Origin of the sequence: Providencia sp. PROV272, assembly GCF_049901975.1 — a bacterium.
GTDB classification, from domain to species: Bacteria; Pseudomonadota; Gammaproteobacteria; order Enterobacterales; family Enterobacteriaceae; genus Providencia; species Providencia stuartii.
This window is the reverse complement of the sequence record NZ_CP096291.1, coordinates 961,145-973,958: the sequence shown is the minus strand read 5'-3', so window position 1 is coordinate 973,958 and position 12,814 is coordinate 961,145. Positions and strand designations below refer to the sequence as shown.

9 protein-coding genes and 4 pseudogenes are annotated in these 12,814 nt (G+C 42.4%); 7 read left to right on the top strand and 6 right to left on the bottom strand.

Going from position 1 to position 12,814, the window contains the following annotated elements:
* Positions 1-16: 16 nt before the first annotated feature.
* The 3 genes and pseudogenes from M1E93_RS04330 to M1E93_RS04320 form a co-directional block, all read left to right on the top strand.
* Positions 17-895: pseudogene (locus M1E93_RS04330) on the top strand (NAD(P)/FAD-dependent oxidoreductase); the annotation flags it as partial.
* A 13-nt stretch (positions 896-908) separates the two neighbouring features.
* Complete coding sequence (locus M1E93_RS04325) at positions 909-1,301, top strand: hypothetical protein (protein WP_014656645.1); 393 nt, start codon at positions 909-911, stop codon at positions 1,299-1,301.
* Between the two features lie 17 nt (positions 1,302-1,318).
* Positions 1,319-2,512: a methionine gamma-lyase gene (locus M1E93_RS04320; RefSeq protein ID WP_004922949.1), complete on the top strand. Its 1,194-nt coding sequence runs from the start codon at positions 1,319-1,321 to the stop codon at positions 2,510-2,512.
* Positions 2,513-2,570: 58 nt separating this feature from the next.
* On the opposite strand, the gene M1E93_RS04315 is transcribed toward M1E93_RS04320, so the two are convergent.
* The gene (locus M1E93_RS04315) at positions 2,571-3,941 is read right to left on the bottom strand and encodes an amino acid permease (RefSeq protein ID WP_040132396.1); all 1,371 of its coding nucleotides are present in this window, start codon (positions 3,939-3,941) and stop codon (positions 2,571-2,573) included.
* 156 nt (positions 3,942-4,097) lie between these two features.
* On the opposite strand from M1E93_RS04315, the gene queE reads away from it, so the two are divergent.
* A complete protein-coding gene (gene queE / locus M1E93_RS04310; RefSeq protein ID WP_426207274.1) occupies positions 4,098-4,769 on the top strand; it encodes a 7-carboxy-7-deazaguanine synthase QueE in 672 nt (223 codons plus the stop codon).
* 34 nt (positions 4,770-4,803) lie between these two features.
* On the opposite strand, the gene queD is transcribed toward queE, so the two are convergent.
* Positions 4,804-5,166 carry a 6-carboxytetrahydropterin synthase QueD gene (gene queD, locus M1E93_RS04305; protein ID WP_004922942.1) on the bottom strand — a complete coding sequence of 121 codons (363 nt, stop codon included), beginning with the start codon at positions 5,164-5,166 and terminating at the stop codon, positions 4,804-4,806.
* 237 nt (positions 5,167-5,403) lie between these two features.
* On the opposite strand from queD, the gene cysJ reads away from it, so the two are divergent.
* From cysJ to M1E93_RS04290, 3 genes are read left to right on the top strand one after another with little or no spacing between them, the layout of a single operon-like run.
* The gene (gene cysJ / locus M1E93_RS04300) at positions 5,404-7,209 is read left to right on the top strand and encodes an NADPH-dependent assimilatory sulfite reductase flavoprotein subunit (RefSeq protein ID WP_318564701.1); all 1,806 of its coding nucleotides are present in this window, start codon (positions 5,404-5,406) and stop codon (positions 7,207-7,209) included.
* Positions 7,209-8,939 (top strand): assimilatory sulfite reductase (NADPH) hemoprotein subunit, encoded by a 1,731-nt coding sequence (cysI, locus tag M1E93_RS04295; RefSeq protein ID WP_426207140.1) that lies wholly within the window; start codon positions 7,209-7,211, stop codon positions 8,937-8,939. Before cysJ ends, cysI begins: the two co-directional genes overlap by 1 nt.
* Complete coding sequence (locus M1E93_RS04290) at positions 8,936-9,670, top strand: phosphoadenylyl-sulfate reductase (protein WP_014656638.1); 735 nt, start codon at positions 8,936-8,938, stop codon at positions 9,668-9,670. The genes cysI and M1E93_RS04290 overlap by 4 nt, the downstream gene beginning before the upstream one ends.
* Positions 9,671-9,733: 63 nt before the next feature.
* Here the strand turns inward: M1E93_RS04290 and M1E93_RS04285 are convergent.
* The 4 genes and pseudogenes from M1E93_RS04285 to M1E93_RS04270 form a co-directional block, all read right to left on the bottom strand.
* Positions 9,734-10,390 (bottom strand): annotated as a pseudogene (locus tag M1E93_RS04285) (carbohydrate porin); the annotation flags it as partial.
* Positions 10,391-10,402: 12 nt separating this feature from the next.
* Positions 10,403-11,163 (bottom strand): annotated as a pseudogene (locus M1E93_RS04280) (IS5 family transposase).
* A 99-nt stretch (positions 11,164-11,262) separates the two neighbouring features.
* Positions 11,263-11,826: pseudogene (locus M1E93_RS04275) on the bottom strand (carbohydrate porin); the annotation flags it as partial.
* A 30-nt stretch (positions 11,827-11,856) separates the two neighbouring features.
* Entirely contained in the window at positions 11,857-12,804 is a 948-nt protein-coding gene (locus M1E93_RS04270; RefSeq protein ID WP_140035165.1) for an IS30 family transposase, read from the bottom strand.
* Positions 12,805-12,814: the final 10 nt, after the last annotated feature.

Here is a 12,814-nt window from a genome sequence, read left to right as displayed (position 1 = left end):
GGACTTGAATCCGCCTTACTTAGTTATCGCGACAGGATGTGTTCCTAGGCCAGATAGAATAGAAGGGTTAAAAGAAATAGGTAACCACTTCTATTCTTATGAGCCAGCAAGAAAGTTAGCAGATCAATTATCAAAAATTGAAAAAGGTAGGATCTTTATCACCGTATCATTTCCTGAAACGCCAAATGTTCCTCATCAATGTGGTATCGCACCAATGGAAACGACATTGATGTTAGATGAATTTTTACGTAAACGTCGCGTAAGAGACAATATTGAAATTGTATACACCTACCCGACAGTCTCTCAATTATTACGTAATTGCCTTTTCCTTCAACAACCTGTTTGTGAAGCTATCCCTGAGATTTTTAATATAAAAAATATTAAAGCCCAACGAGGTTTTACATTAAGTAAAGTAGATCCAGACAAGAAAGTCGCTTATTCACAAGAAGGTGATGAGCAGCCTTTTGATATTTTAATTAGCACTCCGCCAATTACAGCTGTTGAAGCTGTGATTAATACAGGCTTAAGTGAGCACAATAATGGTGAAGGCTGGCTCCCAACAGATCATGAGACCATGCAAGTCTACGGCACAGATGGAGTGTATGTAATCGGTGATACCGTTGATTTGCCTATCAGTAAAGCAGGAGGGAGCTGTCATAACCAAGCTGGGATTATTGCTGATAATATTTTTGGTGAATTAACTTATGGTTATCCTGCGGCTATTTATGATGGGCGTGTACAAGCCGTTGCTCAAATGGGATTAAATGCAGGTATGCCATTACAGTATGACTATAAACATGATGTTATCCCAATACCTGCAACTAAGGTGGGAGGACTACTCAGAAATAGTTTCAATAGAGGTCTTTATTGGGCTGCTATCCGTGGTTTAGTGTAAGAGGGTAATTATCATGTCAAATGAAAATACGCACTCCAAACTTATTGAGCTACTTAATTCAGAGTCTGTAGATCATTTCGCCGAGAAAATATCACCACTGCTGCATTTAAAACGCTTAGATAATATCGTTGATCTACTTTCTTTAGTTTCTGACCTTGTTGATATTCTTGATTTAGGTACGGTTGAAAAATTATCCAATTCATTCGAAGACACGTTAACGCCAGTTTGGGAGCTAGGAACGGCATATAACATGGCTAAGATGGAGGCGATATATGATGATAAAACGCATAATTTTCGTTCAGTTTATAGCTTGTTAAAAGATCCAAATACTTTACGGGGGATTAGTATCCTATTAAGAACGTTGCAGATTATGGGTTCTAGGATACCTCAATCCAATGAGAAGTAATTTTTTAGGAGAGTGGTATGAGCTTAAATCAGAGGAATGCTTTTGATACTCGAATAATACACAGTTTTTATGACCAGCGTGAAAACAAAGGGGCGTTGGTTCCGCCTATATATCAAACCTCAACTTATTCATTTAGCAGTGCGGAAGAGGGAGCCGCCTGTTTCAGTGGTGAGAAAGAAGGGTATATTTACACAAGAATTAATAATCCTACGCTAGATTTGTTAGAAAAAAGGCTCGCTGATTTAGAAGAAGGTGAAGCAGCGATTGTATTTTCGTCAGGAATGGGAGCCATTACATCGACTTTTTGGTCTCTAATGAACCCAGGTGATGAACTATTAGTTGATATGACGGTTTATGGGTGTACTTATTCCTTTTTTCATAATGGACTCGAGCGATTCGGTATTCAGGTACGCCACATTGATATGAGTGACCCTAAAAATGTAGCTCAAGCGATCAGCAAAAAGACGAAAATGATTTTTTTTGAATCCCCAGCTAATCCTGATATGCGCTTGGTGGATATACAAGCGGTAACGAATATTGCAAAGGAGCATAATATTATTGTCGTTGTTGATAACACCTATTGTACTCCTTATCTACAAAAGCCAATCACTTTAGGCGTTGATATTGTGATCCATTCATTAACCAAGTATATGAGTGGTCATGGTGATGTTATTGCAGGCGCAGCCATAACAACAAAGGAAATAGCGAAGCAGATCCGGCTAGTTGGGTTAAAAGATATGACGGGAGCGTGTTTATCACCTCATGATGCGAGTTTGATTATGCGAGGAATGAAAACGCTCTCTGTTCGTATGGAGCGTATTGTGAAGAGCGCTCAACAGATAGCACAATATCTCTCTTCTCATCCTAAAATTGCATTTGTCATTTATCCAGGCTTGCCGAGCTTTAAACAATATGAGCTAGCCAAAAAACAAATGAAATTACCTGGCGGCATGATTGCCTGTGAAATTAAAGGCGGCATGGAATCAGGTAAACGCTTTTTAAATCGTTTAACGCTATTTTCACGAGCAGTGAGCTTGGGGGATTGTGAATCCTTAGCACAACACCCTGCAAGTATGACACATTCAACTTATACACCAGAAGAACGACAATATTATGGGATAAGTGATGGATTACTGAGATTATCGATTGGACTAGAGGATGTAAATGATTTGATTGCCGACCTTGAGCAGGCTCTTGAATTAGAAAGTTAATGATAAAACGCCCCATCAATGATGGGGCGTTATGTTGTGTTTTGCAGATAGGATTATTTTAATTATTTTTTTGGTAATCGCGCATTATAAAGTAGGCAACAGTAAGTATCACAACCCAAACACAACCGACGATTAAAGCCACTCGTGTGTTTTCAAAGAACCCAAGTAATGCGATAACAAATACCATAAAGGCAATCGTCACCATAGGGCCGACCGGCCAAAATGGTACAGGGAACTTGAGCTGTTTAACCTCTTCTTGGCTCATTTTACGGCGCATAGCAACCTGCGAAAGCAAGATCATTAACCATACCCAAACAGTGGCAAACGTTGCAATTGAAGCAATAATCACGAAAATTCGCTCAGGTAAAAGGTAATTTAAGTATACGCCAAGCAGCATAACGGCTGACATCACCAAGACGGTTACCCATGGCACACCATTGCGTGTCAACTTAGTGAAAGCGCTAGGTGCTTGTTTATCTTGAGCCATGCCGTACATCATTCGACCAGCACCAAAAATATCACTGTTAATGGCCGAAATGGCGGCGGTGATAACAACGATGTTTAGAATGTTTGCGGCAGAAGAAATATTCAGACTAGAAAAAATTTGCACGAATGGGCTACCGTTTTGCCCAATTTGGTTCCATGGATAGATACACATTAAGATAAAGAGTGTTAAACCATAGAATAGCAAGATCCTAATAGGCACGGCATTAATTGCTTTAGGGATGGTTTTCTCTGGGTTTTGAGCTTCGCTTGCGGTGATACCAATCACTTCAATCCCACCAAATGCAAACATAACAATGGCGAGAGAGGCAATAACGCCAGTAATGCCATGCGGCATAAAACCACCATGTTCCCATAGGTTTTGCAAGCCGACAGCGTGGTCTGTCTCTTTACCAAAACCGTAGAACATTAAGAAGGCACCACCGATAATCATGGCAATAATTGCGGTCACTTTGACTATCGATAACCAGAATTCAAGCTCACCAAATATTTTAACGTGACATAAATTCAGCGCACCGATAAATAAAACGATGCTGAGTACCCATACCCATTGATCAACATGAGGGAACCAAAAGCCCATATACATCCCGAAGGCGGTGATATCTGCAAGGCAGACAACCAGCATTTCGAAAACATAGTTCCATCCGGTTAGAAAGCCTGCTAATGGCCCCATATAGTGGCTGGCATAGTGAGAAAATGACCCTGGAACTGGGTTATGAACCGCCATTTCACCTAAAGCACGCATAACCATAAAAACGGCAGCGCCCCCTATCATATAAGCGATGAGTACTGCGGGGCCGGCTGCTTGTATGGCTGAAGCGGAGCCATAAAAGAGGCCTGTACCAATCGCTGACCCTAAGGCCATAAAGCGAATGTGCCTGACACTCAGTCCCTTTCTGAGTTGATTTTTTTTACTACTTTGCATTTTTTGTCCTGTCTTTAATTACCGAATATCGTTTCGGTTTTTTTAATCAGATGTGCTTTATCAAATCCAAGCTGTTTACATTACCATAAAGTGGGTTAACCGCGGATAGATATCTGCGATATAATACGTATTAAGATGACAATGCCAGAGAGTGCGATGAATTACCCAATCAATGAAATTTTTCAAACATTACAAGGTGAAGGTGTGTTCACCGGTGTTCCTGCTGTTTTTATTCGCTTGCAAGGCTGCCCAGTGGGTTGCAGTTGGTGCGACACCAAACATACTTGGGAGAAAGAAGAGAGCAAAGCAACAACACTTGGTGATATTGCACTAAAAACCGTTGATACAGATACATGGGCGCTGGCGGATAGTCATGAATTAATCAACCTCATGAAAAAACAAGGGTATACAGCTAAACATATTGTTATCACAGGGGGAGAGCCGTGTATTTACGATCTGCTTCCTTTAACGTGTGAGTTAGAAAATCAAGGCTATCAGTGCCAAATTGAAACGAGTGGCACTTATCCTATTCAATGCTCAGATAAAACATGGGTAACGGTATCACCAAAAGTGGGGATGAAAGGGGGATTACAGGTGCTTACGGAATCAATTAACCGAGCAAATGAAATCAAGCACCCTGTTGCGCGTGAAAAAGACATTGAAGAGTTGGATAAATTGTTGGCAAAACGAACCGAAAAACATACGCCAGTTGTTGCATTACAGCCTATTAGCCAAAAAAGCTTAGCAACCAAGTTATGTATCGATACGTGTATTGCGCGAAATTGGCGTCTTTCTATTCAAACCCATAAATATCTTAATATCGCCTGATGTGCCGCGTTGAACACGGCATACCAGAAAGTGTCTATTCGCCGCGGTAAATACAACCAGCATTACAGGTTTCTTTCACTGTCACGGCACTGAGTAATGGTAAGAGGGGTTTGGTTTTATGCCAAATCCAGCTTGCCAGCACCTCGCTGGTTGGATTTTCGAGGCCTTCAATATCATTTAAGTAATAATGGTCGAGTTGATCTAAAATTGGCTTAAATGCTTTTTTGACATCACTAAAATCGATAAGCCATCCACTTTTTTCCTCGACTTCGCCTGTCAGCTCTAATCTTACCATGAAAGAATGGCCATGGAGGCGACCGCATTTATGACCTTCAGGTACATAGGGAAGTTTGTGTGCCGCTTCAAAATGAAAATCTTTATAGATGCTTGTTCTCATAACTAACTCCTTATAAATCGAAATGCAGCGTATTCTACTGTAATTTGTACTCCGAGCATCTTATTTTGTCGAATTATCACTAACCATTTTTATGAGTATGATTCACTAACTATTTTCATTAGGCTTTTTAGCTATTAGTTATGGCGATCGTTTCTTATCCCGTTACGAAAGGGTGTTATAACCTGACAAACTATCGGGGTAGTAATTTATGATGAGCAACTCTGGGGTTATAAGATAATGACAAAAAAACAGTCTCCAATTTCGGCATTGCCAATATCTATGGAGCAACTTGCACGCTTACAGACAGCCGTGGATGATTTTTCATCTCACCAATTAGCTTGGTTGTCTGGATATTTGTGGGGAATGGTAAACCAAAATACAGTGACTAGTACACCTGTGAGTGCACCCGTGCCACAGGACGAAACGATTACAATCATTTCTGCTTCACAAACTGGCAACGCGCGCCGTTTATCTGAACAACTTAGAGAAAAGTTGCTCAGCGAAAAGCTCAATGTGAATTTAGTGAATGCAGGAGATTATAAATTTAAGCAGATCGCGCAAGAAAAAATATTGGTGATAGTTGCATCAACACAAGGAGAAGGCGAGCCTGCTGAGGAGGCGGTTGCATTATATAAATACTTGCACTCCAAAAAGGCTCCAAGCCTGAATGAAACGGCATACGCTGTTTTCGCATTAGGCGACTCTTCCTATGAGAAATTCTGTCAAGCTGGTAAAGATTTTGATACGCAGCTGGCTCAATTAGGCGCCAAGCCATTACTTGCACGTATCGATGCCGATGTAGAGTATCAAGCAATTGCAGATGCATGGATTGAGGAACTGAGCCAATTACTTAAAGCGCGAGTGCCAACGCAAAGTACTCATCAACTTGTTGCGGCTCAGGTAGGGAGCGTAGATGAAATTCATTCATCACCTTACACTAAGACGTCGCCACTTACCGCATCTTTATCGGTCAATCAGAAGATCACAGGGCGCGGATCACTAAAAGATGTTCGCCATATTGAGATTGATTTGGGGGATTCAGGGTTACGCTATCAGCCTGGTGATGCGCTTGGGGTGTGGTTTGATAATGATCCTGCTCTTGTTGAGGAGCTTGTCAGTTTATTATGGTTAACCGGTGATGAAAAGGTTCAAGTGGCTGAACAATCATACACACTACGTGATGCACTGACTCACCATTTAGAATTGACACAAAATACCCCTCTTATTGTTGAAAAATATGCCAACTTGTCAAAAGACGAGACTTTATTGGGGTTAATAAGTGATAAGCAGGCACTTTTGCACTATGCACAAAATACTCCCATTGTTGATATGGTGAGACAAGCTGCCGCTCAGCCTACCGCTCAAGAGTTTGTTGAGCTTCTTCGACCATTGACCCCACGGTTGTATTCAATCGCATCTTCACAGGCGGAAACAGAAGATGAGGTGCATATTACTGTCGGCGTTGTACGTTATGACATTGATGGTCGTGCTCGTACAGGTGGTGCTTCTGGCTTTTTGGCTGATCGCCTAAAAGAAGGTGATGAACTGCGTATTTTTATTGAACACAATGATAATTTCCGTCTTCCAGCCGACAGTACAAAACCTGTCATCATGATAGGCCCCGGTACTGGCATCGCACCGTTCCGTGCATTTATGCAGCAACGCGATAATGAGGAAGCGACCGGTAAGAACTGGTTGTTTTTTGGTAATCCACATTTTGTTGAAGATTTTCTCTACCAAGTGGAATGGCAACGCTATGTCAAAGAAGGTTTGTTGACCAATATTTCATTGGCCTGGTCCCGAGATCAAGCACAAAAAGTGTATGTGCAAGATAAGTTGCGTGAACAAGGTGAGGAAGTTTGGCACTGGATTGAAGAAGGGGCACATATCTATGTCTGCGGTGATGCGAATCACATGGCTCGGGATGTGGAGCAGGTGTTGCTGGAGATTATCAGTCAATACGGAAACATGGATAGCGAATCGGCAGATGAATTTTTAAGTGAGCTGCGCGTGGAGCGCCGTTATCAGAGGGATGTCTACTAATGAGTGATAAAAAATACGGGCCTTTGGTCGTAGAAGGCAAACTGGCTGATAGTGAACGGATGAAAAACGAGAGTAATTATCTACGTGGAACTATCAAAGAAGATCTCAAAAATGGATTAAGTGGCGGATTTGAAGGGGATAATTTCCTACTAATTCGTTTCCATGGGATGTATCAACAAGATGATCGTGATATCCGAGCGGAGCGCGCTGAACAAAAATTAGAACCCCGCCATGCGATGATGCTTCGTTGCCGGTTGCCCGCAGGCATCATTACGCCTAAACAGTGGTTAGATATCGATAGATTCGCATCAGAACATACGCTGTATGGCAGCGTGCGTATCACTAACCGACAAACCTTCCAGTTCCACGGTATTTTAAAGGGAGATGTGAAGCCTGCACACCAAATGTTACATCATGTGGGGCTTGACGCATTAGCGACGGCAAACGATGTGAACCGTAATGTGCTTTGTACCTCTAACCCCGTTCAATCTGAGCTACATCAACAAGCTTATGAATGGGCGAAAAAAATATCGGAGCATTTACTGCCGCGAACAAATGCTTATGCAGAAATTTGGCTTGATAAAGAAAAGGTGGCAACAACGGATGAAGAGCCAATATTAGGGAAAACCTATTTGCCTCGTAAATTCAAAACATCGGTAGTGATACCGCCATTAAATGATGTCGATTTACACGCCAATGACATGAACTTTGTAGCGATTGCTCAAGATGGGGAGTTAATTGGCTTTAACGTGTTAGTGGGCGGTGGTCTTGCGATGACTCACGGTGACACGGCGACTTACCCTCGATTAGCCAGTGAGTTTGGGTTTATTTATTTGAAAGATACGCTGGCGATTGCAGAAGCTATCGTGACAACTCAACGTGATTGGGGGAATCGGACAGAACGTAAAAATGCTAAAACAAAATACACGCTGGAACGTGTTGGTGTTGAAACATTTAAACAAGAAGTTGAAAGACGCTCTGGGGTGACCTTCGAGCCAGTTCGGCATTATGCGTTTACTCAACGTGGTGATCAAATTGGTTGGTTAAAAGGGATAGACGATCGTTGGCATCTCACGTTATTTATTGAAAATGGTCGTTTAATCGATTTGCCTAATAAACCACTAAAAACAGGTGTTGCAGAAATAGCTAAAATTCATCAGGGAGACTTTCGCTTAACGGCGAATCAAAACCTGATAGTTGCGGGAGTGCCTGAATCGGAAAAAGAGCGTATTGAAGCGATTGCACGTGAACATGGCTTGATCAGTGATGAGGTGACATTGCAGCGTGAGAACTCAATGGCTTGTGTTTCTTTCCCTACCTGCCCATTAGCAATGGCGGAAGCAGAGCGCTTCTTACCTGAATTTGTCAGTGAAGTAGAAAAAATCATGTCGTCACACGGCATCGGTAACGAGCATATTGTATTACGTGTGACAGGATGCCCAAATGGCTGTGGTCGAGCCATGCTGGCGGAAGTTGGATTGGTAGGTAAAGCGATTGACCGATATAACTTACATTTAGGTGGTAATCGTATCGGTACTCGAATTCCGCGCATGTATCGAGAGAATATTAGTTCGGCGGAAATTTTAACTATCTTAGACAATTTGATTGGTCGTTGGGCAAAAGAGCGGGAAGATCAGGAAGGTTTTGGCGACTACTTAATTCGCGCTAATGTAGTGAAACCAGTACTGAATTCAGCTATCGATTTTTATGAAGTGAAGGAGGCGGTATGAGTCAACTCAAACTTGCCGAAGTACTTAAATTAGATAAAGTGCAACAAGCTGAATATTTATCAGCATTGAATGTGCAATTGGAAAAATTGAGTGCTATTGAGCGAATCGAGTGGGCATTAGATAATTTGCCCGCTAAATTTGTATTGTCATCCAGTTTTGGCATACAAGCGGCGCTCATGCTACATATGGTGACACAAGTGATGCCCGATATTCCTGTTATTTTAACGGATACTGGGTATCTTTTTCCTGAGACTTACATCTTCATTGAAGAGTTAAAAGATGAACTCCATTTGAATTTGCAAGTTTATCGCTCCCCATTATCTCCAGCGTGGCAGGAAGCTATTTATGGCAAATTATGGGAACAAGGAACTGAGGGGATAGATCTATACAATCAAATTAATAAGGTTGAACCGATGAATCGAGCTTTGCGGGAGTTAAAAGCGCAAAGTTGGTTCTCGGGGCTGCGTAGAGAGCAATCGAAGAGTCGTGCCACGCTGCCCGTACTGAGTATCGGTAAAGGGGTATTTAAAATATTACCAGTGGTTGATTGGAATAATCGCCAAGTACATGAATATCTGACCAAATATGATTTGCCTTATCACCCTCTTTGGGAGCAAGGGTATTTATCTGTTGGTGATACACATACCACTCGTAAATGGGAGCCTGGTATGAGTGAAGAAGAGACCCGCTTTTTCGGTCTTAAACGCGAATGTGGGCTTCATGAAGGGTAAGTTACTGCAAATAGCTTGAGTGGCTGACCTGATAAATCAGCCACTCAATGTTTAATTCAATTTTTAGAATAAGTATTTAAATCTGACTCTGGAGCCATAACGATCTTTATCGCTATTTTTCACTTCGATATCTTTTCCATCAATTACAGAGTAGTAAGCGCCGATATAAATTTTAAAATTATCCATATCAAGTATGTTTGGTAACTCATATGAAGTATATAAAGTGTGAATATCATATTTTCCTGGACCAAAAATAACTTCATTATCGATGTCACTATCATAATTTAATGCGTAGGACTTGATATCATTATGAGCGTAAATATAACCCAGCTGCAAGCGGCGCCATAAAATATTGGCACCAGTAGTAAAATCTGTTTCATTGCTAGCATCTAAATAAGCCGTACTCCAGTTTACGTCGATACCATTTGTTGGATCATCTTTTAAGCTATTCCAACCTAGAGTTAAACCATATCCATTACGCTTAGATTGGTTTTTAAACTCACCTGTATTTTTATCTTCATAACCATAAGCATTTTTAATAACATTACTTTCAATGGCGGCGGCTACTTTAAAGTTGTCTTTATTCCAAGCGATCACAGGTCGAACATAGATAACATTTTTCTTATTGATTTGTTTTCGCCCATGGTATTCGCCATCGGTAAAGATACTGGTGCCATCTTCGATTAATAGATTTGTTTCAAAATACCAATTATCGTATTTAGTATTAAGAACCTATCCCAATAGGATTTTATTCCAGACAATGATGGCACAGGCAAGATGCAGCATTGCCTCATAATTCTCGACCTTCTTCTCCCAACGAGTCAGGACACGACGGTAGCGATTCATCCAACTGTGTGTTCTCTCTACAACCCAGCGGTGGGCCTTAAAATCCGTGTTTTTGATGGCTTCTGATTCATCCTTCCGTGACTGGATATGAGGTTCATAGCGACGACTTTTCAGATACGCTCCCAACCATTCCGCTTCATACCCTTTGTCCATGCACAACCGGAGCCTCTTGCCCGGTCTGCCCGTCTGGAGGGCATCGAGCGTATCCGCAACCAGCTTTATGTCGTGCGTATTTGCTCCAGCGACAACCAGTGCAAGCGGAAGCCCGTTCCCGTCAGTCATCAGACTGCGCTTTACGCCCCGTTTCCCTCGGTCTGTTGGGTTCTTGCCTGTTTTTTTGAGCCTGCCAGCGGTGATTTGGTCATACAACCATCCATCGACAGCCACGACCAGTCAATAGCGTCCAACTGTTCGCAAGCAAGCAACCCGTTTTGCCAGAAGCGTTCAAATACGCCAGCATCCCGCCACTCCTGAAATCGGCGATGAGCAGAGCTTGACGAGCATATACCGGTGGCATTTAGCGCATTCCACTGGCAACCCGTCCTGAGTACGAAGAAAATGGCGTTCATTGCAGCGCGATTATCAACCCGCTTGCGGTGCGTACCCAGCGGGTGTTGAGTTCTATGCTCCGGGATGAGAGGAGCCATTTTCTCCCAGAGTTCATCACTGATTTGCCACTTATTACCTACCATACGTTGCCCTCATAAATTATCATTATGTATTATCTGACAATTCCTTTTGGGATAGGTTCTAAACATCATGCTGCCGCCACTATTGCTTCTTCCTCGGCCTTCTTTCATCATATAGATATAGCCAAAGCCATCACTATAGGTATCATTCGCGGTATTACCTGAATACTCAATAAAGGTATCTTGATTTAATGGGAACATATCGTAGGCTTCATAGCGGCCTAATTTTATTTGCCAACTCTCTTTTTTACCAAAGTAGAATTTGGCATCATCTAAACCAATTTGTCCATTAATATTAGCGAGTGGTTGAACGGAAAAGCCTGCATAGTTGTTATTATTTAAAGAACGCTCACCATCAAGTCCAATTAGAATACGGCCATTAATTCCCCATTTATCATAATCACCAAAATCTTTATCTTTTCCTGCCTGAGTATTTACTGAGGTCAGTTGCCCTTTTTTACTAGCAATATCAGTATTAAATTCGACATCACCGTAAAGTTTAAGCTTGCCATATTGGCTATTGGTTTCGATTAAATGTGGGGCTTCAGTATGATTTGTCGTAGCTGTTGTATTATTGATTGGCTGATTAATAACTTGACGATTTTGTAATACTTTTTCTAAATTAGGCGGATTCAAGTCCGAAGTGCAACGCTAAGCCGCCTTTCTTAGCTCCGCAAACACCACCGAAGGTTGTCTGAACCCCAGACACTTGCGTGGCCTGCTGTTCAACGCTCCCTGATAGCGTTGTAAGTCTTCTTCTGTCACTGTCCGCAGGTCTGTTCCTTTCGGGATAAACTGTCTTAACAACCCATTCGTATTCTCGTTCAGCCCACGCTCATGCGAGGCATACGGATGGGCAAAGTACGTATCTGCGTTCAGTGCTTCTGCTATCGCCTTGTGCTCACTAAACTCTAGACCGTTATCGAACGTTATTGTGTGACATACATCCTGATACTCACTCAGCAGTGAGATAATGGCCTTACTGACTTCCACCGCATCCTTTGAAAACACCTTTTTTGTCAGGTAAATACGGCTTTTGCGTTCTGCCAGTGTCACGATAGCACCAGTGCCCTGTTTACCCTGCACCAAATCGGCCTCCCAGTCCCCCAGACGGCTACGGTCATCGACGACTGACGGCCGTAGCTCAATGGATACCGCATCAGGGATGCGCCCTCGTTTCTGCCCGTAGCCCTTACGATATCGCCGTTTGCCCTGCCTAAGATGCCTGTACAACTCGCCACCGCTACGCTTATCCGCATAGATATACTGGTAAATCCATTCATGGCTGACGCTAAGACCAATAATGCTGCCAATTGCACTTATTTGCTCAGGACTCCACTTCCACTCCAGAGCAAATATCACGAAATCTATGGTCTGCTGAGGAATTGTCCTTTTGGCAGATGACAGCCGCCTATCACAGCACTTCTGGTGTGCCTGTTGTGGGTTATAACCAGTATCTGAAGTGTTACGCCTCAGTTCACGGGAGACCGTGGACTTGCTTACACCGATACGGATACCTATCTCATGGCAGGATAAATTATCCTCACGCAGTATCGATATCTGGTATCGTTGTCCTTCGGTTAGTTGCTGATACTTCATACTTACTCGC

Excerpts from the sequence above, each read along its gene's own strand:
- M1E93_RS04325 (WP_014656645.1), top strand. The coding sequence starts at position 909 with ATGTCAAATGAAAATACGCACTCCAAACTTATTGAGCTACTTAATTCA.
- M1E93_RS04320 (WP_004922949.1), top strand. The coding sequence starts at position 1,319 with ATGAGCTTAAATCAGAGGAATGCTTTTGATACTCGAATAATACACAGT.
- M1E93_RS04315 (WP_040132396.1), bottom strand. The coding sequence starts at position 3,941 with ATGCAAAGTAGTAAAAAAAATCAACTCAGAAAGGGACTGAGTGTCAGG.
- queE (WP_426207274.1), top strand. The coding sequence starts at position 4,098 with ATGAATTACCCAATCAATGAAATTTTTCAAACATTACAAGGTGAAGGT.
- queD (WP_004922942.1), bottom strand. The coding sequence starts at position 5,166 with ATGAGAACAAGCATCTATAAAGATTTTCATTTTGAAGCGGCACACAAA.
- cysJ (WP_318564701.1), top strand. The coding sequence starts at position 5,404 with ATGACAAAAAAACAGTCTCCAATTTCGGCATTGCCAATATCTATGGAG.
- cysI (WP_426207140.1), top strand. The coding sequence starts at position 7,209 with ATGAGTGATAAAAAATACGGGCCTTTGGTCGTAGAAGGCAAACTGGCT.
- M1E93_RS04290 (WP_014656638.1), top strand. The coding sequence starts at position 8,936 with ATGAGTCAACTCAAACTTGCCGAAGTACTTAAATTAGATAAAGTGCAA.
- M1E93_RS04270 (WP_140035165.1), bottom strand. The coding sequence starts at position 12,804 with ATGAAGTATCAGCAACTAACCGAAGGACAACGATACCAGATATCGATA.